Annotated in this window: 22 protein-coding genes; 8 read left to right on the plus strand and 14 right to left on the minus strand. The window is 59.2% G+C overall.

Translation table 11 applies throughout. From position 1 onward, the window contains the following. Nucleotides 1–93: 93 nt before the first annotated feature. The 3 genes from AC5S26_RS03275 to AC5S26_RS03285 all read right to left on the minus strand — a co-directional run bounded on the left by AC5S26_RS03275 (nucleotide 94) and on the right by AC5S26_RS03285 (nucleotide 3,295). On the minus strand, nucleotides 94–1,209 hold the full coding sequence (locus tag AC5S26_RS03275; RefSeq protein ID WP_494183419.1) for a hypothetical protein: 1,116 nt from the start codon (nucleotides 1,207–1,209) through the stop codon (nucleotides 94–96). A gap of 198 nt (nucleotides 1,210–1,407) precedes the next feature. Further along, nucleotides 1,408–2,196: an endonuclease III domain-containing protein gene (locus tag AC5S26_RS03280; RefSeq protein WP_494183420.1), complete on the minus strand. Its 789-nt coding sequence runs from the start codon at nucleotides 2,194–2,196 to the stop codon at nucleotides 1,408–1,410. Between the two features lie 175 nt (nucleotides 2,197–2,371). After that, the gene (locus AC5S26_RS03285; RefSeq protein WP_494183421.1) at nucleotides 2,372–3,295 is read right to left on the minus strand and encodes an isoaspartyl peptidase/L-asparaginase; all 924 of its coding nucleotides are present in this window, start codon (nucleotides 3,293–3,295) and stop codon (nucleotides 2,372–2,374) included. A gap of 32 nt (nucleotides 3,296–3,327) precedes the next feature. On the opposite strand from AC5S26_RS03285, the gene AC5S26_RS03290 reads away from it, so the two are divergent. Both AC5S26_RS03290 and poxB read left to right on the plus strand, forming a co-directional pair. Next, entirely contained in the window at nucleotides 3,328–3,558 is a 231-nt protein-coding gene (locus AC5S26_RS03290; protein WP_494183422.1) for a KTSC domain-containing protein, read from the plus strand. Nucleotides 3,559–3,577: 19 nt separating this feature from the next. Further along, entirely contained in the window at nucleotides 3,578–5,314 is a 1,737-nt protein-coding gene (gene poxB, locus AC5S26_RS03295) for a ubiquinone-dependent pyruvate dehydrogenase (protein WP_494183423.1), read from the plus strand. Between the two features lie 109 nt (nucleotides 5,315–5,423). On the opposite strand, the gene AC5S26_RS03300 is transcribed toward poxB, so the two are convergent. Then, nucleotides 5,424–6,056, minus strand: coding sequence for a CDP-alcohol phosphatidyltransferase family protein (locus AC5S26_RS03300; protein WP_494183424.1), 633 nt, complete (start codon nucleotides 6,054–6,056; stop codon nucleotides 5,424–5,426). 54 nt (nucleotides 6,057–6,110) lie between these two features. After that, the gene (locus AC5S26_RS03305; RefSeq protein WP_494183425.1) at nucleotides 6,111–6,584 is read right to left on the minus strand and encodes a GreA/GreB family elongation factor; all 474 of its coding nucleotides are present in this window, start codon (nucleotides 6,582–6,584) and stop codon (nucleotides 6,111–6,113) included. A gap of 293 nt (nucleotides 6,585–6,877) precedes the next feature. Here AC5S26_RS03305 and mltG point away from each other — a divergent pair, with 293 nt between their 5' ends. After that, nucleotides 6,878–7,873, plus strand: a complete 996-nt coding sequence (gene mltG, locus AC5S26_RS03310) for an endolytic transglycosylase MltG (RefSeq protein WP_494183426.1) — start codon at nucleotides 6,878–6,880, stop codon at nucleotides 7,871–7,873. A gap of 187 nt (nucleotides 7,874–8,060) precedes the next feature. Further along, nucleotides 8,061–8,912, plus strand: coding sequence for a DUF4292 domain-containing protein (locus AC5S26_RS03315; protein ID WP_494183427.1), 852 nt, complete (start codon nucleotides 8,061–8,063; stop codon nucleotides 8,910–8,912). 123 nt (nucleotides 8,913–9,035) lie between these two features. On the opposite strand, the gene AC5S26_RS03320 is transcribed toward AC5S26_RS03315, so the two are convergent. Beyond that, nucleotides 9,036–10,223, minus strand: a complete 1,188-nt coding sequence (locus tag AC5S26_RS03320; RefSeq protein WP_494183428.1) for a DUF481 domain-containing protein — start codon at nucleotides 10,221–10,223, stop codon at nucleotides 9,036–9,038. Between the two features lies 1 nt (nucleotide 10,224). Here AC5S26_RS03320 and AC5S26_RS03325 point away from each other — a divergent pair, with 1 nt between their 5' ends. The 3 genes from AC5S26_RS03325 (at nucleotide 10,225) to AC5S26_RS03335 (ending at nucleotide 13,296) form a co-directional block, all read left to right on the plus strand. Continuing rightward, nucleotides 10,225–11,223, plus strand: coding sequence for an RNA polymerase sigma-70 factor (locus AC5S26_RS03325; RefSeq protein ID WP_494183429.1), 999 nt, complete (start codon nucleotides 10,225–10,227; stop codon nucleotides 11,221–11,223). A gap of 146 nt (nucleotides 11,224–11,369) precedes the next feature. Then, a complete protein-coding gene (locus AC5S26_RS03330; protein ID WP_494183430.1) occupies nucleotides 11,370–12,119 on the plus strand; it encodes an SDR family oxidoreductase in 750 nt (249 codons plus the stop codon). A gap of 334 nt (nucleotides 12,120–12,453) precedes the next feature. Next, entirely contained in the window at nucleotides 12,454–13,296 is an 843-nt protein-coding gene (locus AC5S26_RS03335) for a BRO family protein (RefSeq protein WP_494183431.1), read from the plus strand. A gap of 117 nt (nucleotides 13,297–13,413) precedes the next feature. On the opposite strand, the gene AC5S26_RS03340 is transcribed toward AC5S26_RS03335, so the two are convergent. The 8 genes from AC5S26_RS03340 to mnmG all read right to left on the minus strand — a co-directional run bounded on the left by AC5S26_RS03340 (nucleotide 13,414) and on the right by mnmG (nucleotide 21,937). Further along, nucleotides 13,414–14,475: a Gfo/Idh/MocA family oxidoreductase gene (locus AC5S26_RS03340; RefSeq protein ID WP_494183432.1), complete on the minus strand. Its 1,062-nt coding sequence runs from the start codon at nucleotides 14,473–14,475 to the stop codon at nucleotides 13,414–13,416. Then, a complete protein-coding gene (locus AC5S26_RS03345) occupies nucleotides 14,476–14,685 on the minus strand; it encodes a hypothetical protein (protein WP_494183433.1) in 210 nt (69 codons plus the stop codon). Nucleotides 14,686–14,806: 121 nt separating this feature from the next. Next, the gene (gene alr / locus AC5S26_RS03350; protein WP_494183434.1) at nucleotides 14,807–16,009 is read right to left on the minus strand and encodes an alanine racemase; all 1,203 of its coding nucleotides are present in this window, start codon (nucleotides 16,007–16,009) and stop codon (nucleotides 14,807–14,809) included. 63 nt (nucleotides 16,010–16,072) lie between these two features. Next, on the minus strand, nucleotides 16,073–16,795 hold the full coding sequence (locus AC5S26_RS03355; protein WP_494183435.1) for a helix-turn-helix transcriptional regulator: 723 nt from the start codon (nucleotides 16,793–16,795) through the stop codon (nucleotides 16,073–16,075). A gap of 98 nt (nucleotides 16,796–16,893) precedes the next feature. After that, a complete protein-coding gene (locus AC5S26_RS03360) occupies nucleotides 16,894–17,277 on the minus strand; it encodes a VOC family protein (RefSeq protein ID WP_494183436.1) in 384 nt (127 codons plus the stop codon). A gap of 310 nt (nucleotides 17,278–17,587) precedes the next feature. Then, nucleotides 17,588–18,991, minus strand: coding sequence for a replicative DNA helicase (dnaB, locus tag AC5S26_RS03365; RefSeq protein WP_494183437.1), 1,404 nt, complete (start codon nucleotides 18,989–18,991; stop codon nucleotides 17,588–17,590). Nucleotides 18,992–19,163: 172 nt separating this feature from the next. Next, complete coding sequence (gene msrA, locus AC5S26_RS03370) at nucleotides 19,164–19,802, minus strand: peptide-methionine (S)-S-oxide reductase MsrA (protein WP_494184598.1); 639 nt, start codon at nucleotides 19,800–19,802, stop codon at nucleotides 19,164–19,166. 131 nt (nucleotides 19,803–19,933) lie between these two features. Beyond that, nucleotides 19,934–21,937 carry a tRNA uridine-5-carboxymethylaminomethyl(34) synthesis enzyme MnmG gene (gene mnmG, locus AC5S26_RS03375; RefSeq protein ID WP_494183438.1) on the minus strand — a complete coding sequence of 668 codons (2,004 nt, stop codon included), beginning with the start codon at nucleotides 21,935–21,937 and terminating at the stop codon, nucleotides 19,934–19,936. Between the two features lie 143 nt (nucleotides 21,938–22,080). Between mnmG and AC5S26_RS03380 the strand changes: the two genes are divergently transcribed. Beyond that, on the plus strand, nucleotides 22,081–24,231 hold the full coding sequence (locus tag AC5S26_RS03380; protein WP_494183439.1) for a glycosyltransferase 87 family protein: 2,151 nt from the start codon (nucleotides 22,081–22,083) through the stop codon (nucleotides 24,229–24,231). Nucleotides 24,232–24,282 lie beyond the last annotated feature (51 nt).

The raw sequence follows: 24,282 nt of genomic DNA on the forward strand, positions 1-24,282 counted from the left end.
AACTCGCGCGAGCTCAACTTCCTACTCGTCCCCTTTCTCGAGCACCAGCTGCCCCAGCAGATGAAGGTCAACGCGGCAGACCTGATGCGTCAGCTACTCAGCCGTTCGGCTGAGACCACCGGCTACGCCATCACCCTCACGTCCCTCAAGATTCACTCGATGCTCGTGGAGGGCAGCCTGCTTGTGCTCGACGTCGACACGGGCCTGAGCGTCCATTGATGCTCCCCTGCGCTCCTGCTGTTCTTGCCTCTTCGCAACGATCGCACGAGCGCTCTCGCCCGGCACCATCACTTCAGGAGCATCTTTCGGTGGGGTAAACCTTCCGCCAGTCAGATACGCGACTCCCATCACGGCCGTGAACTCCGGATAAAAAACCGTCAGCGGGACCACGTACTTCTTCGACCGAACCAATGACTCCACGACTCCATCCACCCGATGGCTGCGCGGAATCTCTCCGGGAACCTGCGGGATTACGAAAACGGTGAACGGCAGCTCAGGGTTCTTCTTCGCATACTTCGTCAGCGATCGTGCCACTTGTTTTGGAGTCGTGAGCCCAAAATCCACCATCCAGCTTCGTCCCACCGCATGGGGAAAGTAAAAATTCAACGCCCCGCGCGAAAAGTCTGCGCAGTTATGAAAGAACAAGTTGAAGTGGCTCACGTTCCTGCGGTCGTTGTAGTACGCCACAAAGCGCTCGTCTTCCTCGCGCGTTGTTTCCACCTGGAACCCATAGATGGTCCGGTCGTAGGACGATCCCACCAGCTGAGTCCATTCTCCTTTGGGCGGTTCCGCCTCGCCGCTTTTTGTAACCACGTCAGGAGCAATCTTCATGAGATGCTTCCTGCGATACGTGTCTCTCAAGCGCTCTCGTACCGCTGGATCCACTGTCGCCGGAACATCGTGCAGGTGATCGACGGCGTACAGGTAAGGAATCAACGGCATCGCCAGCCAGTCGTACCCCGCGATCTTGTGATACCGGCTGATGACGACGCCTCTCTCACCAGGAAGACACATCCGCAGCTCAGTAGGCGACTTCGCGCAGATGTGATTGAGATAAAGCGCTCCATGCCCGGTCGGATTCACGCTTCCAAACCCGCCGTAGGGTTCCTCCATCAAAAAGGCCACGTCGCCCCGCGCCCTCGCTGTACACAGCATCACCGCTGCGAACGAAGTGAGCAACGGCAGCCAAAGTCTCTTTCCTCTGAACATCGCTATCATCCTTCTCAGAACCAATACGGCTTTGGAAGTTGCGCGGTTCCAGCCAAGGTGTGACAGGCCATCTTTTTAATACCTCACTGCACAAAGGTAAGATGCGAGACCGCGCAGAGAGAGCGATAAATCAGGCAAGGCTTTCCCGATCGGATGCCGGAGAGCGATTTTTTTCGCACCGTTAGGAAGTTCCTTCTATCAGCTTGACAGTTGCCGATAACCCGCATCGACGTTCGCCACTGTGGCAATCGTCTCTCCGCGCTCGTTCTGCTTCGTTTCCCCCACCGCCACATTCTTTTGACCATAGGGGCACAACTTCAGCAGCGGACATCGATTGCACTTCGGCTCGGAAAAAGTGCAGATCGTCTGTCCAAGCTGCTTGATCAGCTGGTGATGCCCATCCAGCATCTCCGCAGTCCATGTCTCCGGAACCATCCGCATCAATCGCTCTTCTGTTGTCGCGGCATCGGCCCGCGGAGTCAGTCCCAGCCGCTGCGTCACCCGCAGATGGTGCGAGTCCACGCACATCGCCCTACGCCGCAACGTCGAGAAGTTCACCACCGCGGCGCTCGTCTTTGGCCCCACGCCAGGAAACTGCTCCAGCCACGCACGAATCTTTTCCGTGCGATAGCGAGCCAGAAAGTCCAGCGTAAGGCTGCCGTATCGCTGCGTAATTCCCTCCAGCGAAGCCTTCAACTGCACGGCCTTCTGCTCCGGGAAGGTCACATCGCGAATCCCATCCTCGATCTCGGCCAGCGGAGCATCGCGCAGATTCTCCCACGTGCCAAACCTCTCCCGCAGATGACGTACTACCTGGTACGTTGTCTCCGTCTTCGTTCGCGACGACAGTAGGGAGTAGATGAACTGCGCCAGCGGATCCCACGGCTCGCGTGCTTTCTGTTCGCCAAAGTGCCCCAGCAGTAGCCGATGAATATGCGCCAGCCGGTCATCGGGTTCAGCCTGATGTTTGAAAAGAGAGTCAGTCATTAAAAATCGGTAGAGCCTGCCTAAAGTTTACGCGCGTCTCAAAAAGAAAACCGGAGCGCATCAGAACCTGTGTACCCGGAAACGGCGCACACTAAAACCTTGACGCCAGAGAAAACCGGATGCCCCATCTTCGACGCGCAGCAGCTAAGGTCGGCTTGCAGGATGGCGGCGAGACTCAATCCTCCCGAATCACGCCGACTCGCACACCGTCAGCCGTCCTCAACCCCCACGCCATGCGCGGCGTATTGTGTGCCAGCCCGAAACGCCCCTTCCGGTCCAGCAGGATAATCCCGCCATGTCCGCCCAGCCGCGCAAACAGGTAATCGATCGCCGCCTCCGCAGCCTCCTGTGGAGCAACTCCGGCAGCCACGCGATCGACGGCCCACTTGCCCAGCACCAGCTTCATGATCGGCTCGCCCCATCCCGTCAGCGAGACCGCTGCCGATTCATCATCCGCATAGCATCCGCATCCGATCAGCGACGAGTCCCCCACGCGCCCCGGAGCCTTGGACAGCGTCCCGCCCGTGCTCGTCCCCGCGGCAATGTGCCCATGCTGATCCAGTGCCACGGCACCTACCGTGTCGTGCGAGTCCAAAGGCCCCGAAAATGTAGTGTCTGTCGCCCCCTCCAGCTCTGCCTTCTGGAAGGCCATCAGCCGCTCGCGTTCGCGGGGAACGATCAGCTCCGTATTATCGATCAGCTCCATGCCATGTTGCCTCGCAAATCGTTCCGCGCCGGTTCCCACGAAGTACACATGCGGGCTGTAATCCAGCACCAGCCGCGCCGCGCGAATCGGATTCCTCAGCCGCTCCACACACGCCACGCCCCCGGTGCGAAGGTTCTCGCCATTCATCAGCAGGGCATCCAGCTGCACGCGCCCATCCCGCGTCAGGAACGATCCTCGCCCGGCATCGAACGCCTCGTCATCCTCCATCACCGCCACCGCGGCCTCCACGGCATCGACGGCGCTTGCTCCGCGCTCCAGCAACCCATACCCTGCAGCCAGAGCATTGGCGATTCCCGCCTCATGGGCAGCAATCGCGTCATCCGGCATCGCCCAGGCGCCGCCATGAATCAGAAGAATAGGTTGCATTGGCATTTGCATCTTAAAGTGTACGGGAGTTCGCCACAATGCCCTCAAGCGTGATCGCCACCATGCACTACGACGACACCTCTCACGAGCTCACCATCGTCTATCGCGGCAAACGCGGCGTCTATCGCTACTACGACGTCACTCCGGAAGAGTACGCTGAGTTCCAGGCCGCGCCCTCTAAAGGCACCTACCTTAATCAGATCTTCAAGGCCCGCCAGCATCCTTATAAGCAACTCGGCTCATCTCAATTCATTCACCTCGTAAAGTAAGCGCACCGCAGGAGACAGCATGGCAAAGACAATCGCAGAAGTCGTCGTCGAGAGCCTCAAAAACGCTGGCGTCAAGCGCGTCTACGGCCTTCCCGGCGATTCGCTGAACGGCTTCACCGACGCCATCCGCAAAGACGGAACCCTCGAGTGGGCACACGTCCGCAACGAAGAGGTTGCAGCCTTCGCCGCCGGAGCCGAGGCTCACCTCACCGGTTCCCTCGCGGTCTGTGCCGCCAGCTGCGGCCCCGGAAATTTACATCTCATCAACGGCCTCTTCGACTGCCATCGCAGCCGTGTTCCCGTACTCGCCATCGCCGCGCATATCCCCAGCAACGAAATCGGCACCGGCTACTTCCAGGAGACCCACCCCCAGAATCTCTTCAAGGAGTGCAGCGACTACTGCGAGATGGTCGGCGTTCCCGAGCAGATGCCGCGCCTGCTCGAGATCGCCATGCGCTCCGCCATCACCCGCTCCAGCGTCTCCGTCCTCGTCATCCCCGGTGAGATCTTCCTTCACGATGCCGCCAACGACTCGCCCGTCCTGCCCATCCACATCCCCGATCCCGTCCTCCGCCCCAACGACGGAGAGCTGCGCCAGGCCGCCGACCTCCTCAACGCCGGAAAGAAGGTCACCATCCTCGCCGGAGCCGGCTGCAAAGACGCGCACGACTCCCTCATCGCTATCGCCACCGCGCTCAAGGCTCCCATCGTCCACGCCCTGCGCGGCAAAGAGTACATCGAGTACGACAACCCCTGCGACGTCGGCCTCACCGGCCTCATCGGCTTCAGCTCCGGCTACCATGCTATGGAGAACTGCGACACCCTGCTGATGCTCGGCACCGACTTCCCCTACCAGCAATTCTTTCCCTCCAAAGCGAAGGTCATCCAGATCGACGCGCGCGGCGAACAACTCGGCCGCCGCACTCCCCTCGCGTTGGGATTGGTCGGCTCCATCAGGCACACCCTCCCCGCGCTGCTTCCATTGATCACGGCAAAGACCGATCAGGCCCGGCTCGACACCCACGTCAACGACTACAAAAAAGTCCGCGAGGGGCTTGAAGATCTCGCTCAGCCCGACAACAACAAGACCCCCATCCACCCACAGTACGTCGCCCGCCTCATCGACAAGCTGTCTGCGGATGACACCATCTTCACCTGCGATGTTGGCACCCCCACCGTATGGGCCGCACGCTATCTCACCATGAACGGTCGCCGCCGCTTACTGGGCTCCTTCGTGCACGGGTCCATGGCATCCGCAGTCGCTCAGGCAATCGGCGCGCAGGCCTCGCATCGTGAACGTCAGGTGGTCGCTCTCGCAGGCGATGGCGGACTCGCCATGATGCTCGGCGACCTGCTCACCCTGCGCCAGCTCAAGCTCCCCGTCAAGATCGTCGTCTTCAACAACAGCTCTCTCGCCTTTGTAGAGCTGGAGATGAAGGCCGCAGGAATCGTGAACTATGGCACTAACCTCGACAACCCCAACCTCGCCGACATTGCAAAGGCCGCGGGCCTGCACGGCACCCGTGTCGAGTATCCCAACGATCTAGAAGCCGCCCTGCGTACCGCCTTCGTAACTCCCGGCCCCGCGCTCGTCGAAGTCATCGTCAATCGTCAGGAGCTCTCCATGCCGCCGTCCATCACCTTCGGGCAGGCCAAAGGCTTCTCCCTTTGGGCAGCAAAGTCCGTGCTCAGCGGTCGAGGCGACGAGGTCCTCGACCTGGCGAAGACCAACGTGTTGCAGCGTATCCTGTCTTGAACTCCGGGAGGATTTTCATCGGCGGAGCCTGAAAAGAAGCAGGCGGAATTTTCCCTTGAGTAGAACAATAACCCTTCAGCTTCAGGCTCGTGATGCAAGCGCTACAGAATCAAGCCGTCGGCTGCAGCTTCCGCCGTTCCGTCTCCAGATATGTGTAACGAATGCGGTGAATCACCGTAATGGTCGACATCACCGCCAGCACCCAGAGTGCCGCCGCCATCACGCCCCACTTGTTGCAAAGCGCTCCCAGGATCACGCACACAATCCGCTCCGGGCGCTCCATAAAGCCGACCTTACAGCTCCCGATCAACGCCTCGGCTCGTGCCCGCGTGTAGCTCACCATCAGGCACGCCGTCATCACAAACGCCACCAGGCCGACGTAGAACAGCCGGTTGCCGCGGGCGTAGTACACCAGCAGGCCAAAGAAGATCGCCACGTCGGAGTAACGGTCGATCACCGAATCGAAGAACGCGCCAAAGATCGAGACCTGGTTGGTTGCGCGGGCCACCCGGCCATCCACCATGTCAAAGATGCCCGCGCCGATGATCGTCAGTCCCGCGTACAGGAACATGCGATTCGCGTGCGGTCCACGTGCGAAGCCGAAGAACAGCGCCGCGATGATATTGATGATCAGCCCGATGAAGGTCAGCGTGTTCGGTGAGATACGGGAGAGCGCAAGACCGTTCACGATCTTCTGCAGCAGCCAGCCGCTGCCTTTGCCAAATGCGCTCGTCCAGGTCAACCTTGCCCCTCTTGCTGCTTTTCGTTGCGCAGCCTGGCCGCGCTTATCCGCAAACTACTCTGCCGTATCGTGAATCGTGACCAGCTTCAAAATCTCCAGCTCGCGCTTGCCGTTTGGCGTAACCACTGTTGTAGTGTCGCCTACCTTCTTGCCCAGAATGGCGCGCCCGATCGGCGAAGTCGTCGATATTAACCCCTGCGAAACATCCGACTCTTCGCTCGTCACCAGCTTGTACACGATCTCTTCATCCTTCGAGGTGTCGAAGACCGTTACCGTGGCTCCGAAGCCAACCTTGTCGTGAGGAATGTTGGTCAGGTTTACCATTGCCAGCTCGCCCATCCGCTTCTTCAGCTGTCCCAGGCGGGCATTCACGAACACCTGGCGCTGCTTGGCCATGTGGTATTCGGCATTCTCACTCAGGTCGCCCAGGGCGACTGCTTTTTTAATCTCGGCCGGAAGCTCGGTCGTCAGCTCATACTCAAGCTGCTTGATCTCCTCTTCGAGCCGTTTCTTGATCTGTTCTGGCATTGGGCCTTCCTGATTTCGGCTTACAACCGCCCGCGACGTCAGAAGCCACGGGATCTCCCGTGCCCGAAATCCGCGCATGGGAGTGAAAATACGATTATACGACCTTAGGACAAATCCTTCCTGTAGGGACGGCCTGTTGCTCCTCGAAACCCGTTACCCCCCAAAATCCTTCATAATCAATACGGCAGGCTGCGAGAGTACTTTCACCTTGTGCATGTCCTCGATCCTTCAGAAAGGGACAATCGAAATCGCCCACGTCTTAAAATAAGAGCCAATCGGAGGTCGCCCTCACCTTGAAGTTCATCGGTACCCTGCTGCTCCTTATCATCCTTATAGCTTTTGTTGCTGGCGGGCTCGCGGCCTACTTCGTCTACACACCCTTCGGCCCCTCCACAGAAACCTTCGTCGAGATCCCTCCCCACACCGGAACCAAGACCATCGCCACCAAACTGCAGCAGAGCGGCATCATCCGCAGCCGCTACGCCTTTGAGGCCCTAAAACTCGCCCGTGGCGGAACCCTCATGGCAGGCGAGTACCGCTTCGACCACCCTGTCACCCTCACCGAGGTCTACCGCCGCATCGCCCGCGGCGATATCTACACCCACGCCCTCACCATTCCCGAGGGCTACAACATCTTCGACATCGCCCAGGCCGTCGAAGCCGCCGGGCTCGGGGAGCACGAAGCCTTCCTCGCCGAGGAGCGCAAACACACCGAGCTCATCGCCGAATGGACCGCTGGAGCCGCCACGCCCCCCGCCTCGCTCGAAGGGTATCTCTTCCCCGATACCTACCACTTCGCCCGCCACACTCCGGCCGTGCACATCCTCGCCGCCATGGTGCGGCGCTTCCGTCAGGCCAGCCAGCAGCTCGGCCTCGAAGCCGATGTCCCCCGCACCGTGACCCTCGCCTCCCTCGTCGAAAAAGAGGTCTCCCAGGACTCTGAGCGCCCTCTCGTAGCCGGTGTCTTCCGCAACCGTCTGGCCAAGTCCATCCCGCTGGCCACCGACCCCACCGTCGTCTACGCCGCGCTGCTCGACAACCGCTGGCGTGGAACCATCTATGCCTCCGACCTGCATTCGCCCTCGGCGTACAACACCTACCGCCATCCCGGCCTTCCCCCCGGACCGATCTGCAATCCCGGTATGGCAGCCTTCCGCGCCGTCCTCTCCCCGGCAAAGACCGATTACCTCTACTTCGTCTCCGATGCCGCCGGCCACAGCCGCTTTGCCGCCACACTGAAGGAGCACAACCAGAACGTGCAGAGCTATCGCAAAGCCCAGCAGCACTGAGCAGGTCCCGCAGAATGGCCTCGTATCTCTCTAGTACCCCCCAGAACACAGGGAAGGGCGATTTCCCCGAACCTTCCCGTGTTCGCGGACATCTAAATCCTTTGTAGTCTCTGCTTCCCAAAAAATTAGGCGGATATACTTAACCTTCGTGCGCATGAAGATACGACAAACCTTGGCGTTGGGGATCATGGGATTTCTCCCCGCGCTGACGGGATGCCTCTCCCATACCCGCTACGTCCCCAAGACTCGCATCGCCGATGTCATCATCAGCACGTCGCTCGATGCCATGGCTAAGCAGCTGGACACTCGCTATGAAGCCGTCCAGACCTTCAACGCCGGGGTCGAGATCTCCGCCACCACCGGCGGTGGCCTCCAGGGCAAGGAAACCCAGTCCCTCAGCTTCGCCGGCTACATCCTCATGCGCAAGCCGGAGTTCCTCCGCGTCCTCCTCCTCGTCCCCGTCGTCCGCACCCAGGCCCTCGACATGGTCTCCGATGGCAAAAACTTCAAGCTCCTCATTCCGGCGCGCAAACGAGCTATCGTAGGCAGCAACACTGTCACGACGAAGTCGAAAAATACCCTCGAAAACCTTCGCCCCGATGTCGTCTTCGACTCCATGTTCATTCAGGGGCCCGAGGAGGAGCAGATCATCTCCATGACCACCGACATCCGCGTCATCGAGTCCGGCAAGAAGAAGAAGGACCTCATCGAAGAGCCCGCCTACTCCCTCCAGATTCTCGCCCGGCCCGAGGGACAGACCGTCCGGACCCTGCGCGTCATCCACATCAACTCTACCGATCTCCTGCCCTATCAGCAGGACATCTATGACACCGACGGACAGGTCGTCACCAAGGCTCACTACAGCAACTACCAGTACTACGGCAACACTCCCTTCCCCTCGAACATCATCATCGAGCGCCCCCGCGACCACTACTCCCTCACGGTCAACATCACCAAGCTCACCCTCAACGGCAAGCTCGACGACGACCAGTTCGAGCTCAAGATCCCCGAGGGCATCAACGTCGAAACCTTGAAGTAAATACCTCGTAGGGGCCCCACGCCACCATGGCGCAAAATATCTACCCTGGCCTTCTTCAAAGGCCCGAGCTCGCAGAGGAGCTCGAGCGTCCCATGTTCCTCCTCATCGCCGCGCAAAAATAAATCACTTAAACGTGTAGCTGATCCCCGTCGTGAACTGGAACGAGTTCCTCCGATTGACCGGCGCCGGGAAGATCGCCAGCGGCGGGTTGTTCAGATAACTGTCCAGCGTTCCAATCTGAAACCGGAATCGTTTGTAGAGCGGAAAGCTCAAGCTGTTGGTCTCATTAATCGAATACGCCTCAGGCTGGTTATAGGCGGGAAGAAATTGCACCTGCTGCTCGAACACCGCATTCAGTGGAAGCTTGCGAACATAGTCCGCGCTGAACGTCGAGCCGACAAGGTTTGTATTCACCTCCGAAGCGGTAAGCAGAAACTCCTGCTTCTCATACTGCAGCGTCGCCTTCAGATCCAGCGTCTGCTTCGGTCGCTTGATCGCGGTCCATCCAACTCCTGCGCCGTAGATCTGTTGCAGATCCAGGCCCTGCGAAAAGTTGTGATCGAACGCCGTGGCCGCCAGCAGATACACCCGCGACGACACATACTCATCGCGCTCCGCATCCACATGGTAGATCGAAGTCTTCAGGTCAGGCAGCGCCGGTGCGCCCTCCGCCTGCCGTTGCGTGATCAGACTGTAGGAGCCGGAGAAGTTCGCCGTCGTCCGATTGCGTGGCGGCAGATAATTCACCGTTGGCGTATTGCGTATAAGCGAGGCGCCCGCGGTATAGGTGTAATTGTTCTGCGTGGCCTGGATCAGCGTCGCTCCCAGGCTCACCGACCCCTTCCACCGCCGGAAGAAGCTGACATCCTCCAGGACCTCCCGGTTGAAGGTCTCAAGATCCAGTACGTCCGCCGTGCTCTTGATCGGCATCGTCTGGATTTCATTCTTGCCTTGAAGTTTGATCTTATTGTTCTCCACCTTGATACTGCCCGATGGAACCTTCTGCACCGAGTGCCAGCTAAAGTGCTGGTCCTTGCCCAGCACCACGAACTGCCGCCCGGAGCGCAGCTCCTTCACCTTCGACCAGCTCACATTGATATCCCCAGCCATATCGCTATGGAACGTAACCGTGTCCCCGGTCGAGTGCATCAGCTTGCCCGTCAGCTGATCTCCATTCGTAAAGATCAGTACATCCGGCGCAGGCGGTTTGGCCCCAGCCGGGGCAGGATCGGAAGCATGGACGGCAATGCAGGAAAGGATTGCGGTAACGAAGAAAAGTGCAGAACAAAAGCAGGCCCGAAAAATTCTCATTATGGTTAAGCCTAAGCGAAAGTCGGCAATCGCCCACCGGCCGCGTACCCACATCCGCCACGCATTCCTTACAATCGAAAACATGTCTCTGGATCACACGGACGGGACCGGCGAACTCGATCATGCGGCGTCGGTCTTTCTCGGTGTCCGCCAGCGACTCTTCGGAATTGCCTATCGCATGCTGGGCAGCGCCGCCGAGGCCGAGGATCTCGTTCAGGAAACATGGATCCGCTGGCAGGGGACGGATCGCTCTACCGTCCTTGATCCACCGGCCTTCTTGTCTACGATTACCATCCGGCTCGCTCTCAACGTCGCCCAGTCGGCCCATTCGCGTCGCGAGACCTACATCGGCCCTTGGCTGCCCGAGCCCGTAGATACCAGCTCCGATCCTCACCTCGGAGCCGAGCGTGGGGAAGCCCTCTCCCTTGCTGTTCTCCTCCTGCTCGAAAAACTCACGCCGGCAGAACGCGCAGCTTACGTCCTGCGCGAAGCGTTCGATTACCCCTACTCCGCGATCGCCGACCTGCTGGACTTTACCGAGGCCAACGTCCGTCAGATCGTCTCCCGCGCACGCCGTCACATCGCAGAAGAGGGTCATTCATCCGCCCCAGCGTCAGGCTTCCAGAAGCAGGACAGGTTTCTCCAGGCTTTTATGCGTGCCGCACAAAAGGGCGAGCTTGCCGAACTCGAAAGCCTCTTTGCCGCCGAGGTCGTCTCCCTCACCGATGGCAATGGCATCGTCAACGCTGCGCGCAAACCTGTCATCGGTCAGGAACGCGTTGCCAGGTTCGTGGCCTCCTTCCCCTCACACTTTTGGGCCGATGCAACCCTGGCTTACATTCAGGCCAACGGACAGTCCGCTGTCCTTATCTCGCGGAATAACTCTGTATATGCCTTCGGAACGGTTGAGGTCACAGACGACCGCATCAGCAAGATCCTCTGGGTGATGAGCCCCGCCAAACTCGCGCTCATCTCCAGATCCTGGCCCGGATTCGGGTAGGACCACGCCCCTCCTCCCTCCGATCTCTGATCTCCTGCCCACAGGAAAATCCTGGCCCGTGTCACAACCCGCAGGGCTGTCCTGTCTTCCCTGTAACGAAGGAACAAAACTCCGCCCCGTCTGTGGGCAATCCGGGAAGGTTCATCATGAAGATCGTCATCATCGGAGGCACTGGCCTCATCGGAAAGAAACTTGCCAACCTGCTTCGCCAACAGGGTCACGATGTCCTTTCGGCCTCACCCTCCTCGGGCGTCAACACGCTTACCGGCGAAGGTCTCGCCGAAGCTCTTAAGGGAGCACAGGTCGTCATCGACACCTCAAACTCACCCTCCTTTGAGGAGAAGGCAGTTCTCAACTTCTTCGAGACCTCAGCTGGCAATATTGCAAAGCAGGAGGTTGCCGCAGGAGTGCAACATCACGTCGCGCTCTCCGTCGTTGGAGCTGATCGCATGGCCAGCGCAGGCTACATGCGCGCCAAGGTCGCGCAGGAAGCCATCATCAAGGCTTCCGGCGTCCCATACACCATCGTTCGCGCCACGCAGTTCTACGAGTTCCTTCAGGGAATCGCCGATGTAAGCCAGCAGGACGGAGCCGTCCGCCTTCCGCCCGCGCTCATGCAGCCAATGGCCGCCGATGACGTTGCCGCCGCCCTGCGTGACGTCACGACCGCCAAACCCGCCAATGGCATCGTTGAGGTGGCAGATCCCGAGAAGCTTCCCATGGTCGAGATCGTTAAAAAGGTACTTACCGCGAAGCACGACCCACGTCCGGTCGTCTCGGACCCCGGTGCCCGCTACTTCGGATACCTGCTCGACGACCACACCCTGAACCCCGATGGTCCCAGCCCCCGCATCGCTCCAACGCGGTTTGCGGATTGGCTGCAAAAATCAGCGTAACCATTCGACCAACTTCACTGGATTCGACTGGATCGACCCATAACGGAACCGTCCCACCTACGCGGCTTTACCGCGTGGGTGGACAACTTCTCGAGAAAGGGAGTCTGCCGAAGGCGATACCTCAGAATCCACCGGAAGAAAACCTGTCAAGCCCGATGTGTCCGTATCACCAATATTATCAATCACATCCCTCTGGCGAAAGATTGTCCTCCGGTTGATATACTGGAGGTCAGAAAGCAGAAACCTCCGCCAGCAATGGCCGAGGTTTTTCTTTGCGATCAAATAAAGACATCTCGAATAAATTGAATATCTTGGTAATCTTGAGGCACATTTTATGCCCAATCATCAACCTGCGCTCTTCGATAATCAACCTATTCGCCGTGTTTACGATGCTTCCAGCGATACCTGGTGGTTCTCTGTCGTGGACATCATAAAAGTTCTCACTCAGCAATCAGACGTTAAAAGGGCGGGCCTATATTGGAGAGTCTTGAAGAGCAGGTTGACCAAAGAGGGGAGTGAAACCGTTACAAAATGTAACGCGTTGAAATTAACCGCAGAAGATGGTAAAGAGCGTTTCACTGACTGTGCCACCGCCGAAACTATGCTAAGGCTCGTCCAATCCGTGCCAAGTCCAAGGGCAGAACCCATTAAAGTTTGGCTCGCGAAGGTTGGATTCGAGCGCATGCAGGAACTTGCCGATCCTTCCTTATCCGTTGACCGCGCTCGCGATACTTGGCAAAAGCAAGGCAGAAGTGAGAAGTGGATCGCTCACCGAATGACGAGCCAAGAAACCCGAAACAAACTTACTGACTACTGGGCATCCCATGACGTTCGGCCCGGACAGGAGTTCGCAATATTAACCAACATCATTCACCAAGAGTGGACGGGGTTATCGATTAAGGATCATAAAGATCGCAAAGGGCTCAAATCCCAAAACCTCCGCGACCATATGACCGAAGCTGAACTGATTTTTACTGCCTTAGCAGAATTGTCAACTCGGCAAGTTGCCCAAACCAACTCTGCAAGGGGAATGCCAGCAAATCAAAAAGCGGCAGTAACAGGTGGGAGCATCGCTAGAAGGGCTCGTCTGGAACTTGAGAAGGAAACCGGTCGGAAGGTCGTCTCAGATGAAAACTACCTTCCACCTTCGAAGAAAAAGAAGGCGCTTAAACCCTAACTTGTTCAGAGAGGTATTGACCTTTGCGGCTATCACCCCGCGTCAAGATACTCGAAGCGAGGTCCGAGGCTAAGCCGAATTATTTGAAGACTTTGACGCATTTTGTATGGGGGGAGGCTAGATCGTAAGCCCCGCCCGCTCGGCATGAACATGGATCGCAGCATTGATCTCGAGAGCGAGCTTCAGCGCCGCCCGGCCATCCTCACCGGAAACCACCGGAACGGATCGCTTCCGCACGGCGTCGAGGAACGAGACGATCTCAAGCAGCAGCGGTTCGCCCTGCTCCACCGGAACCTTGCTCAGCGAGAGCCCGGCCGAGGGATGACCCCCGGAAGCCTGGAGCTGCTGAGATTCCTGAAGCATCTGGGCCATCGCCGCCAGCTTCGCCGGGTCCATCCCCGCTGCAGCCGTCACGTCGATCATCAGCAGATCCTGCCGCGCGAAGTCGATCGAGAGATATTGGTGAGGCTGGAAGAACCTCAGCTTGCGAACCCGCTCTGTCGAAACCCGGCTGGCCGTGAAGTTCGCAACGCAGCCACTCTCAAACTCCACCCGGACGTTCGCAATGTCGACTTTCGGTGACAGCACCGGCAGGCCGACTGCCCGAACCTCGGCCAGCGGCGAGCCCACCAGGCTCAGCACGATGTCCAAATCATGAATCATCAGGTCCAGCACCACGTCCACATCCAGCGAGCGCGGAGTAAAGACGCTCAGGCGGTGCGACTCGAAGAACATCGGCTGATGTAGATATCGCCGCGCTGCCGTCACCGCCGGGTTGAACCGTTCCAGATGTCCCACCTGCACAATCCGCCCATGCTTCGCGGCCAGTGCGAGGATGCTGTCCGCATCCTCCAGGCTCGGAGCCAGCGGCTTCTCGATCAGCACGTCGACGCCCGAGGCAATCAGCTCCTCGGCAGCGGCACGGTGATGCACCGTCGGAACGCAGACGGACGCCGCATCCAGGCCCTCGCCTTTGGAAAGGCACTCGGCGATCGAGCCGAACGCGGGCACGCCGAACTTCGCTGCTGCTTCGGCGGCGACAGCCGGGTTGGGATCGACCAGGGCAACCAGTCGCACCGGCTCGCCCGCACGTTCCAGCTCTTGATAAACGCGGAGATGGTTGCGGCCAAAGGTCCCGGCCCCGACGACCGCGACCCGGAGTGGATTCGTAGCGCTCACTTACTTGATGGGAGCTTCTACCGCCTCGCGGCAGCGTGCATACAGCTCCAGCAAGTGCGTTATCTGGTCTTCAGGTTTCGCCGAGGTCACAACGCCGAACCCGGTTGAGCCGCCGCCTTTGCTTGGGAGGTTCGCATGCGCGGCGACGAACTTCAGCAGGTCCAGGGCAATATCTTCCGTGCGGCGCGCGGCAATCGTTGTGGCTTCCATGAAAAAAGTCCCTCTTGTCTCTCTAGCCCGATCTTAATGGCCGATGCAGGCGCCGTGCAAATGCGGATCGATGGACGTGATTCTCAGGCGGCTGCTCCGCTACCAACCCGTGGAGTAAGTTCTACACCAAACATCGGACGGCCTTCACGCCGCAGAGGATCTCGTAGGGAATCGTCTTGGCCAGGCACGCGTGATCGTCAGCGCTCACACCCTCGCCCAGAACCACGGCCTCATCGCCTACCGAGACCGACGGGATGGACGTCACGTCAACGATGGTCAGGTTCATCGAGATGCGGCCTACGATCGGAGCCGGCGTGCCGCCGAACAGGACCCGGCCTCCGGCACGCGTATCCGTGGCGGAAAGTTCACGCCTCAGGCCATCGGCGTAGCCGACCGGCAACAGGGCGAGACGCATGCGCCGTTTGGCGGTGAAGGTTCCGTTGTAGCCGATCCTTGCGCCTGCTTCAACCTCGCGCAGCCCTGTGACGCGCGCCTTCCACGTCATCACCGGCAGAAGCCGCGGCCGGACCTGCGATTGTGCAAGGTCCGCGTAACCCTGCTCGCGCTCGACCGCAAGGCTGTACCCATAGAGTGCAAGACCGCTGCGCACCATCGAACGTGCGCCAAGCAGGTCAGCCGTCTTCTTCAGCCAGCGAAGCGGATCCCCTGCAGAATTATCGATCGTTGAGGAGTTTCCGGCATGAACCCAGGCAGGCTTCAGGCCGGAAGCGGCGACCTGCTGGATGGCCTGCTCGAAGAGCGTCCTTTGTGCCGCAGTTTGAGACGAGCCGGCGATCTCGGATGAGGCGAAGTGGGTCATAACGCCATCGAGACGGATCGCGCCTTGGCGGCTCAGCCATCGCAGGACATCGTCCAGCGCTTCGCCAGTCGCGACTCCCTGCCGGGCCATGCCGGTATCCACTTCAAGATGCACGCGGAATGGCTGTGAGGGATCGTTCTTCGCAGCCCGAACCAGCGCCGTCAGCTGCTCCATCGTCGAGATGACAGGAATTAGATTCTGCTCCCGCATGGAACCCATGTCCTCTTCGAGCGCTTCGCTCATCACGAGCACATGCGGCTGCCGTTCGATTGGAATGCCCGCCTTGCCGAGCGCCGCCCGAACGGTCGCCCCCTCGGAAACGTCTGTCACGCCCAGCCATTCAGCCCCGGCTGAGGTCAGCACCGGAGCACAAAGCTCGATTCCATGTCCATAGGCGTCCGCTTTTACAACCGCGAGCACAGACATTCCGGCGGCCACGCTGTCAGCAAGCAGGCGATAGTTTGCGGCAAGCCGCTGTCCTGAGATCTCCACCCAGTTCTTCACTCTTCTATCCTACGGCCCCTATCGGAAGGAGCCGTGAAGATCGAGGAAAGGTTCGCGAGTGGATTAGAGGACAGCCGAGGGCGCCAGAAGTTCGCGGCGCTCCTCAGCTGACGGTACGACTTGCCTTAGATGATCTTCAAGCCGCTGGCCTTTCTTTGGCGTAAAGGTGCGCTCGAGGATGGCGACGTCGTCCATGCGATCGAGGCGGAAGTCACGAAAGTCTTCGCGCAGCTCGCACCATGAGGTCAGGGTCCACACGCCGCTCCAAAAGACGAGAGCAAGCGGCCACACGCAACGCTGGCTGTTCTCTCCATCTTCACGAACGTACTTGAAGCTGGCGACATGCTGGGATTTGCAGGCGCTATGCAGCATGTCGACGCGAGCGCGAAGGTGCGGGCGCATTCGATGGCCGGGAGCATAGAGCAAAATGGAGTCGAACTCCGTGCGCAGGTCCGCCGGCAGAACGGCTTCGATGCGTTGCAGGGCCTGGTCAGCCCCGAGGACGTTCTCCGCGCCTCCCCAGGCGCGCACGAGACGTGCCCCGAGGACGAGCGCGGTCAACTCGCCCCGGGTAAACATCAGTGGCGGAAGATCCATATCGCGGCGGAGGGTGTAGCCGACGCCAGCTTCGCCCTCGATGGGGGTCCCCGCGAGCTGAAGATCCTGAATGTCGCGATAGATGGTCCGCTGCGACACCTGCAGCTTTGAGGCGAGCGTCTGCGCCGTCTGCAGCCTGCCCTGACGGAGAAACTGCACGATTCGGAAGAGGCGGTCTGCGCGTCGCATGGTTTAGGGATTCGGTGCCGGTTCTTGGCTATCAGTTGCCAGCTGCTGTTTGCCAGATTGATTTTACGGGCTACTGACAACTGCAGCTGACAACGGCCTTAGTGGGAATGCAGCCCGATGTGGTTTCCTTCGGAGTCGCGCAGGCAGGCAAAGTGACCATAGCCCCCAGGCACCGGCGTCTTGGGCATCAGCACCAGGCCACCTGCCGTGGGAACGCGCGCCAGAACATCGTCGAGCTCGCCGTCGCAGTTGAGATAGACCATGGTTCCGCCACGGCCGGGCTTTTGAAAGGGCCGCTTAACCAGCGTTCCACCTGTGCCTGTTTGCTCCGATGCGAAAAGGGCCATCGGGCGGTCGAGGCTATGCCGGTGCATCTTGACGCCGAGCAGCGTCTCGTAGAAATCCGCAGCCCTGTCCAGGTCTTCACAGGGAATTTCGAACCAGTTGATTGCATTCTGTTTTGCTGTCATTTGTCCGCTCATGGGGGCGCTCCTTCATCCCTTTCGGGAAACACTCTAGGGCGACTACATCACGAAGCATACTGAAGCCCTGCTGACAGCATCATGTCAGTAGGTTTGTCGGGAGGAATCTTTCTTTGAAAGGAAGCTAAGATCAGAAATAAGGCGGAAAACTATCGCAGATCGTTCGACCGCAGATCCTTCGACTCCGCTGCGCTCCGCGCAGGACGACACGGTTCAGATTCTGAACGGTGGCATGGAAACAAATCAGCACGGAAAACACAGCGACACAAGAACAAGTAGCACGGAGACAAATCGCTCCTCGAAGCCTTTTCTAGTAGCCTCCGCCGCCGTGGTCGCCGGAGCTAAGGTTCTCAAAGCGCGTGTAATCGGAGAGATACGCGAGGTGGACGCTGCCGGTGGGGCCATTGCGCTGTTTGGCGATGATGATCTCGGCCTTGCCCTTGGATTCCGGATCTTCATCGCCGTTTTCATCCTTGTTGTAGTAGCTGTCGCGGTGGATGAAGCAGACAACGTCGGCGTCCTGTTCGATAGAGCCGGATTCGCGGAGGTCGCTGAGCATAGGCTTTTTGTCGCCACCACGCTGCTCACTGGCGCGGGAGAGCTGTGAGAGCGCAATGACAGGGACCTTCATCTCCTTGGCGAGCGCCTTGAGGCCACGAGATACGGCAGCGACTTCCTGGTTGCGATTTTCGAAGCCCTTCTTGCCGGGGCCGGAAGAGCCTGTCATCAGCTGGAGATAGTCGATCATGATGAGATCGAGGCGGCCCTCCTGCTGACGCAGACGGCGCGCCTTGGCACGCATCTCGGCCAGCGTGATGCCGGGTGTGTCGTCGATGAACATCTTCGATTCGATGAGGCGCTCGAGCGCAGCCATCAGCTTGCCCTTGTCCTCTTTGGGCAGGAAGCCGGTCTGGATCTTGCGCGAGTTCACCATCGCCTCGCTGGCGAGCATGCGGCGCAGCAGGCTCTCTTTCGACATTTCAAGCGAGAAGACGGCGACGACCTTGCCGTCGCGGACGGCGGAGTTCTGCGCGATGTTGATGGCCCAGGCGGTTTTGCCCATGGAGGGCCGCGCGGCGATGATGATGAGTTCGGAGTCCTGCAGGCCGCTGGTCATGCGGTCGAATTCGATGTAGTGAGTGGCGAGGCCGGTGACTTCGCGGCCCTGCTCGTAGAGCTTGTCGATGGAGCCGAAGGAGGACTTTACGATCTCACCAATGTCGGAGAAGCCCCCGGTGACGGCGTGGTCGGAGATCTCCATGAGGCGAGTGCTGACGTTGTTCAGGACCTCGATGGCTTCCTGGGACTGATCAGCTGCATCGACCATTCCCATATCGCAGACGGTCATCAGCTGACGCATCAGGCTCTTGTCGCGCACGATGCGGACGTAGCTCTCGACGCTTAGCTTGCGCGGCAGACCCTCGCTCAGGGAGGCGAGATAAGGCACGCCGCCGATCGAATCCAGCTCTTTCTGCTTGCGCAGTTCCTCGGCGACGGTAACGATGTCGACTGCGTGCCCCGTCTCGGCGATCCGCAGCATTCCCGAATAGATGCGTCGGTGCGAATCGAGCGCGAAGTCTTCGGCGGTAAGAAGCATGGTGGCATCGGTGATGGCCAGGGGTTCCACCAGCATCGCACCGAGGATGGTCATCTCCGCGTGGACGGAGGCGGGGCGCTCCTGCTGATCGCCGACGAGTTGGGGATAGGTTGCCATGAATCTTCTACCTTAACGGAGCATGCACTCAGGTGCTTCCACAGGCCTGTGCAAGACTGTGGAGAACGAGGAAAAGCCGCTCGTTCCTAAGTTTACGTTGTTATGCATCCCTGGACAGAAACGCCGGTATCCAAAGAGGAAACCGGCGTCCGGGCGAAGCGGTGTAAGTCGTTTACTTGTGTTTGTAGTCCTGGAACAGGTCGGGGAACTGCTGTTTCAACCCGGCGATCTTGGGGACGTCGCAGACCTGGATATAGGGATTGTTTGGATTTTTATCGGCGTAGTCCTGATGGTAGTCTTCGCCGTCATAGAAAGCCTTGAGGGGCACGAGCTGGGTCACGATCTTTTTGGGGAAGACATGGGCCGCATCGAGCTGCGCGATGTAGGCAGCGGCGGTCTTCTGCTGCTCAGGAGTGGTGAAGAAGATGGCCGAGCGATAGGAGGTCCCAACGTCTGGCCCCTGGCGATTGAGCTCCGTGGGATCGTGGACGACGGAGAAGAAGATACGCAACAGGGTTCCATAGCTGATCTTCGTGGGGTCATAGACGATCTTTACGGATTCGGCGTGGCCGGTGGTCTCGGAGGAGACCGCATCATAGTTGGCGGTCTCTTTGCTTCCACCCGAATAGCCTGCCGTGGTTGCAGTAACGCCCTTGACCCGCTGAAAGACGCTTTGCACACCCCAGAAGCATCCGCCTGCAAAGACAGCTGTTTCGCTATGCTGCCCCTGGGCCTGCGGATCGAGCGCAGGAGCAGGAATCGGCGCTCGCTTCGTCTCTGCGGCAACGTTTGCCATTTTGCGTCCTCCCATCACCAGCACAACGGCGAGAAGCGCGATGAAGATCAGACTCAGCCTTACCCAGGTCGCCCCATTTTTCATCGCAATTCCTCCATCGCACACACCCATTCGACGCGGCAATTGCCTGTCAGGTCACAAAAAGGCTAGGCCACGCTCTGCTGGCGGGACTGGATCTCGATGAAGACGTGAATGAGACTGATAGCTGCGGGGGTTACGCCGGAGATGCGGCTGGCCTGGCCCAGGGTCTGCGGGCGGACGCGCCCCAGCTTTTCCTTCATTTCGCGGCTTAGCCCACTGATCGCGGTGTAGTCGAATCCGTCGGGGATCGCCTTCTGCTCGGCGCGTTTCAGCTTTTCCATCGACTTACGCTGCTGGTCGAGGTATCCGGCGAACTTGATCTCGGTTTCAACCGTCTTCATCTCGTTGCGAACCCAGGCGGGCAATCGGGTCTCCGAGGCTGCGTCCATCGCCTCAACCCATTCGCCCAAACCATCCTGCGTCGCGATCAGGCTTCGTAGTAGAGGCGCGAGAGATTCGAGGTTTACCGCCGGCCGCTTCAGAAGAACCGCGAAGGTCAGGCCTTCGACGTTGGTTCCTTCGAGAGTCGCGCGGACTTCGGCAGGAAGCTCCGTAATCTGCACCTTCGTTGCCGCGAGCAGCTTCGCAAAGAGCGCGGTGCGCTGCTGCCGGGCTTCGTAGGCGGTCCAGGCTTCATCGCCGATCAGGCCTAGACGGCGGCCGTGCGGGGTCAGCCTGCGGTCAGCGTTGTCGATGCGCAGGTGCAGGCGAAATTCTGCCCGCGAGGTGAACATGCGGTATGGCTCGTTGGTTCCCTTGCTGATGAGATCGTCGATCAGGATGCCCGTATAGGCTTCCGTGCGGTCGAGCGTGAAGGGGACGATCGGTTCTCCGCTTGCGGCCGCCTTCACCGCGAGCGCAGCGTTGATGCCGGCCATCAGGCCCTGGCAGGCAGCCTCTTCGTAGCCGCTGGTTCCGTTGATTTGTCCAGCGAGATAAAGGCCGTCGTATTTCTTTACCTTCAGGGAGCGGTCAAGCTCGGTGGGATCGATGGCGTCGTATTCGATCGCGTAGCCGGGGCGCAGCATCTCGGCATTCTCGAGGCCGGGGATCGAGCGGACCATTGCTGCCTGAACCTCCATGGGAAGGCTGGTGCTCATGCCGTTGATGTAGACCTCGTGAGTGTTCAGGCCTTCAGGCTCAAGAAAGAACTGATGCTGCGCCTTCTCCGGAAAGCGCACGATCTTGTCTTCAATGGAAGGGCAATAACGCGGGCCGATGGCTTCGATCTGGCCGGAGTACATCGGCGAGCGATGCACGTTGTCGCGGATCAGCTGGAGCGTCTCCGGCGTGGTGTAAGCGATGTAGCAGCTGATCTGCCGCAGCGGCGGAACACCGCCCTTCGCAAACGGTGAGTGGAAGCTGAAGGGAGTGGGTTCAGTGTCTCCGGGCTGCTCTTCGAATCGTGACCAGTCGATGGTGCGTCCGTCGAGCCGCGGAGGGGTCCCGGTCTTCAAACGGCACTCGCGCAGGCCGAGCCGCTTCAGGCTTTCGCCCAGAAGTACGCTGGCAGGCTCTCCGGAACGGCCTGCCGTGTACTGCTGTTCGCCGCAGTGAATCAGGCCATTGAGGAACGTGCCTGTCGTGACGACGGTTGCGGACGCCCGTATCTCGCGGCCGTCCCGCAGCTTCACGCCGCGAATGACGCTGTGTGAGGCCTCGCCGGAGGGGCTGGTCTCCACGATCAGGTCTACGACCTCTGCCTGCTTGATAAAGAGATTTGGCTGCGCTTCGAGCACCTCGCGCATCTTCACGCGATACAAAGCCTTGTCGCACTGCGCGCGGGGCGACCATACTGCCGCTCCTCGCGAGGTATTCAGCAACCGGAACTGGATTCCGCAGGCGTCCGCGACCTCACCCATGACGCCGCCAAGCGCGTCGACCTCGCGTACTAAATGGCCCTTCGCGATTCCGCCGATCGCGGGATTGCAGCTCATCTGGGCGATGAGGTCGAGGTTCAGGGTAAAGATCGCCGTGCGCAGTCCCATGCGCGCCGCCGCCACAGCAGCTTCGCAGCCGGCATGCCCTGCCCCCACGACGAGTACATCATAATGTTCCGTAAACGCCATCCTCTCTATTTTACTGGCCGGAAGGGTCCCGAGCGATTTGTTTGTAAAACCGTCTCCCGGGCCGAGTTGTCTCACAGATGTAAAAAGAACGCCTTATGCGCCGCAATCGGCGAAGTGCGTCATAAGCTCAAAGGCGAATGGTTATGGAAGACGCAAACGGTTCTGCGGGTTCAGGTTCGAGCGCGAGGCTCGAGACAGCTTTATGCGCTGCGCTTGCACTGCTTCTGCTGTGGAAGGGTGTGATTCCGGCCTGGCGATCTCTCAACACGGATTTCCCTAACTATTACCTGGTTGCCCGACTGTTTCGGGAGGGTTACAGTCTCGATCGCATCTATGACTGGATATGGCTGCAGCGGATAAAGGATCACTGGGGCCTGGACCAAACACTGGTCGGTTTCGCGGGATTGACGCCCTGGTCGGCACTTCCCATCGTTCCTCTTTCGATCTTTTCGGCCCTGACCGCGAAACGGATCTGGATTGTGATCAACCTGGGTTTGCTGGCTGCATGCGTCGAGCTGTTACATCGTTCGATAATGCTTGGGCGTCGGCGCATCTGGCTGATTGCATTGCTTGCAGTGTCGCCCCTCCGCACCAGCTTTCTTAATGGACAGATGCATCTGCTGGTTCTGTTCCTGATGGTGCTGGCGTATGTCTTCCATCGCCGTGACCGCGCAGAGTGGTGTGGAGTGTGCATCGCGCTCGCGGGAGCTCTCAAGATCTATCCCCTGCTGTTCGTCCTCTTCTTCCTGTGGAAGCGACAGTGGCGTACTGCGGTGGCGACGGTGATCGCTGCTGGGATTCTCGTGGCTGTTGGAGGATTCACGATGGGGTGGGGTCCTCTCCATACCTATGCGTTCGAGATGCTTCCACGGAGCATGCAGGGGGAGATGCTCGACCCTTACAATCTGCACGCGGCATCGGCGACAGCTCTCTTTCATCGTCTCTTTCTGTTTGAGCCATCTCTCAATCCCACTCCTGTGCTTGCGTCGTCTACTCTCTATGCCGTTTTGTATCCTCTCTGGCAAGCGGCGATCTTGTTTCCCTTATTCGCTCTTATTCGGCCACGCAGCGGTTCTATACGCGAGCAGGTGGAGTGGGCAGGCTTTCTTATCGCTTTGCTGCTGTTGTCGCCGGTGCCATCGAGCTATCACTTCGTAGTGATGATCTTGCCTGTCGTTCTGTTGATCGATGGACTGGCCCGGGAGAACCGACGCGGCCTCATCGTCATCGCCGTGTTGCTTTACCTGTTCGTTTCGGTATCCGGTTTCATCGCACCGAATTCTCACACCAGCTCAGTCCTGAATACACTGCTCACAACCTCCCGCCTGTGGTTTGGGATCGCTTTGTATGCAGTCTTGTTCGTTTGGCTTCGCCGTGATCCTGAGCGGAGAGGATTGCAGCATGAGCGCAACCGCTACGCTCTGCTCATTGCACTCACAGGGATCGCGCTCACGTTGAGCATTGCGAGCTATCACCGTCACTTCCTTAATCGGGACCAGGAGATGGGACGCCGCATCGCGCCACCAGCCACGACATTGCTTGCCACCCAGCCTCATGCCGACTTCAGCCGTGACCTCTTCGTGGCCCTGTGGCCCAAGGGTTATAGCATTTTCGAAGCTGATGAGCCTGTACTTCTTAACCGACATGCTCGGCGGTTTACAGATCAACTCTCGTTCACGGTATCTCCGGATCACAGAATCTTTGCAGAGGTTGCAGACTCTTCGGGCTCTCGCATCGTTCGTGGCTCCGATCTCGCACCTGTAATAGAGGACGCGGAGTCTCCTGCGATCTCTGACGATGGCAACCAGCTTGCCTTTATCCGCGAACACAAAGGTCGAGGCAGCGTATGGGCTATGCCTCTCGCCTTGGAAGCGTCCTTGAAGCCACCGTCACCGATCCGTCTTACGGGAGAAGATTACGATGTACGCGATATCTCGTTTCTTCGCTCCGGCGCGCTTCTTTTTCTGGCGAAGCATGGGGGATCGACGGGATTATTTTCCATTCAAACGGGAGCCTCGCCGAGTCCATTTTTTTCTCCCGGGGCCGAGGTTGCGAATTTTTCTGTGTCGCCCGATGAAGGCTACATGGCGTTTACGGAACGAATTCATAATCGCTGGCAGCTCGCCGTGCTGGATATGTCGAACCGCCAGGTAAAAGTTCTTACGACGACGGACTGCAACGCCTACACCCCGGCATGGTCGGCGAGATCGTCTATCGTTTATGCAACGGACTGCGGACGCGGCGTTGGACTTACGGCACTGGCTACCGTCGATATCTCTGCAACATTGCCATAAAACCTGAACGTTCTCTCTTTACATTCCCAGTCTCCTCGATAGAATCACGGC

The organism is Edaphobacter sp. FHG110511_03 (assembly GCF_059115365.1).